Annotated in this window: 2 protein-coding genes; both read right to left on the bottom strand. The window is 63.4% G+C overall.

Annotation, left to right across the window (positions count from 1 at the left end; translation table 11 throughout):
• Positions 1-266: 266 nt before the first annotated feature.
• The gene (istB, locus tag AC1RQP_RS40105; protein ID WP_492943290.1) at positions 267-1,010 is read right to left on the bottom strand and encodes an IS21-like element helper ATPase IstB; all 744 of its coding nucleotides are present in this window, start codon (positions 1,008-1,010) and stop codon (positions 267-269) included.
• 15 nt (positions 1,011-1,025) lie between these two features.
• Positions 1,026-2,564 (bottom strand): IS21 family transposase, encoded by a 1,539-nt coding sequence (istA, locus tag AC1RQP_RS40100; protein ID WP_492943288.1) that lies wholly within the window; start codon positions 2,562-2,564, stop codon positions 1,026-1,028.
• Between the last annotated feature and the right edge of the window lie 195 nt (positions 2,565-2,759).

Here is a 2,759-nt window from a genome sequence, read left to right as displayed (position 1 = left end):
TGCGTATTCCAGGGATGGTGATCAGGTGTTCCAGGCGATGGTGATCACGGATTCCACTGATCGTGATCAGGTTCGGAGGCGAACACGGCTGACGGGTTTAAGTGTGCTGGAAATGGCCTCCTCGTCAAGGCTGGCGGGTTGGTTTGGAGATCGACGCGGCGGTCCATGGGAGGGACCCGCGCGCGACGCGGAGTGCCCCCACGAGCGACGGAGCGACGCGCGCGGGAGGGGCCTGTGGGCCGGCGGGGCGATCGCGCGTGATGCGATCATGGTTTTTTCTTTTCGCCGGCCTGACGGCGCAGGCTGTCGCCTTTGAGCTCGATGCGGTGCGCATTGTGAATGATGCGATCCAATATCGCATCGCCAAGGGTGGGATCGGCAATGACGTCATGCCATTGTGGCACGGGGACCTGACTTGTGATCAACAGGGATCCCTTGTCGTAGCGATCATCGACGATCTCAAGCAGATCACGGCGCTGGTCGGCGGTGAGCGGTTCGGGTCCCCAGTCGTCGAGGATGAGGAGATTGACGCGCTCCAGGGCCGCGATCAGTCGCACCAGACGGCCTTCGCCGCGCGCCTGGGCGAGATCGGCGAACAGGCGGGATGTTCGCTTGTAGAGGACGGAAAAGCCGTCGCGGCAGGCCTTATTGCCGAGCGCGCAGGCAAGCCAGGACTTGCCGGTGCCGGTTGGGCCGACAATGACCAGGTGGTTGCTGTCACGGATCCATTGACAGGTGACGAGGTTCTGGAAGAGCGAACGATCGAGACCACGGGCAGTGCGATAGTCGACATTCTCGATGGTGGCGGCTTGACGGAGCTTGGCACCGGTCAAGCGGCGCGTGAGGCGGCGGTTGTCGCGGGCAGTGACCTCGCGATCGACGAGGAGGCCGAGCCAATCGGCGTGCGGCATCTCGGCCGCCTCGGGATTGTTCTGCAGTTCGACGCAGGTATCGGCCATGGCGGCGAGGCCGAGTGCGCGCAAGCGATCGACGGTCGGGTGAATGAGCATGCTGATCTCTCCTGATCAATTGTAATAGCTGCGGCCACGGATGTTGGTGTGGAAGAGGATGGGCGCCTCCTCGGCGGGAGGAGCAGTTCTGTCAGTGCCGTTCTTGAGGATCGCGGCGACCGATTTGTACGAACGGGCGTTGAGCAGGAGGGCCCGGGCACAAGCGGCATCGACGCGTTCCTGGCCGTAGCGCTTGACCAGCCCGAGAATGCCGATGGCGGAGCGGAAGCCTTGTTCCGGATGCGGCCGCGACCGCAGGATGACGTCGATCAGCGTCTGAGCATCGGGACCGACCTTGGCGGCTTCGGAACGAATGCGCTCATGGGTCCAGTCGCGATAGCGGCGATGTGAGCTCGGCATATGCTCGGGAATCGTGGTCGGGCGATGCGGCAACGTGCTGCGCAGATGCGAGGCCACCCGCTTGCCGCGGAGAAATATCTCGACGGTCTTTTGGGTGATGCGAGCCTCGACCTCCTGATGCACGAGGTTGTGAGGGACGCTGTAGTAATGCTTGGCGATCTCGACGTGATAATCGAGATTGACCCGGCAGCGCTTCCACTCGGCATACTCGTACGGTTCATCCGGCAAGGGGGTGAGCGCGGGATGATCGAGCTCCTCGAACAGTTCGCGCCGACTTCGCCCCCAGCTCCGGAGAGGCCGATCGTTCAGCTCGGCAAGGAGCGCGTAGATCGCCTCGTTAAGGGCGGCGAGCGAGAAGAAGCGGCGGTTGCGCAAGCGCGCCAGAATCCATCGCCCGACGATTTGGACCCCGACTTCGACCTTGGCTTTGTCGCGCGGACGATACGGCCGCGCCGGAACGATGGCGGTGCGGTAGTGGCGGGCGAGATCGGCATAGGTCCGGTTGACCATCGGCTCGTGAAAGCAAGCCCGCGTGATACCGGCCTTCAGATTGTCGCTCACCGTCTGCCGGGCCACACCGCTGAAATAGGCAAATGCCCGAACGTGCGAGCCGATCCAGTCCGGCAGGCTCTGGCTGAGGCTGGCCTCGGCGTAGGTGTAGTTCGAGGCGCCGAGAACGGCGACGAAAACCTGCGTGCTGCGCACCTCGCCGCTGAGCCCGTCAACCACCTCCATGGTGTGGCCGGAATAGTCGACGAACAGCTTCTCGCCGGCGATATGGACCTGGCGAAGGGTCGGCTTCAGGCGGCCGGCCCATTCCTTGTAGCGTTCGCAGAACCACGAATAGCTGAAGCTGTCGGAGTTTGCGTCGCAATACTCCTCCCACAGCAGCATCAGCGTGACGCTCGGGCGTCGCAGCTCGCGATGCACGAGCGCCCAATCCGGCTGCGGACGCTCGTCGCTGGGCAGATCGGAGGGCGGCGGATACAACCGGTTCTCGAGCTGGACATCGTCATCCAGCTCCGGTGGCAACGGCCAGGTCAGGCCGGCGCGGCGGGTTCGGTTGAGGTACTTGCTGACCGTGCCCTGGGCCAAGCCGAGGCTGCGGGCAACGGCGCGCTGCGACATGCCGACGCTGTAGTGCAGGCGTAGAACTTCACGAATGTGGCGCATGGACAGTCTCTCTGTCGGCATCTCGATCCTCTGCGGTTGGGCAAAAGACCAAGGTAGCCAGGTTGCAGACTGTCAGCGGTGCGTGCCTCCCGGTTGTCCCCGATCTCGATCGCTGGAAATAGCGATCACGATCGGCTGGAAGTGGTGATCACGATGCTCTGGAATGGGTGATCACGATCGCCTGGAATCGGTGATCACGATCGGCTGGAACGCGCA

The sequence above is a fragment of the Bradyrhizobium sp. GW821-FHT13H06 genome (assembly GCF_058803975.1).
This window is presented reverse-complemented; position numbering and strand designations above follow the sequence as displayed.

Coding starts and splice junctions, on each gene's coding strand:
- istB (WP_492943290.1), bottom strand. CDS start 1,010: ATGCTCATTCACCCGACCGTCGATCGCTTGCGCGCACTCGGCCTCGCC.
- istA (WP_492943288.1), bottom strand. CDS start 2,564: ATGCCGACAGAGAGACTGTCCATGCGCCACATTCGTGAAGTTCTACGC.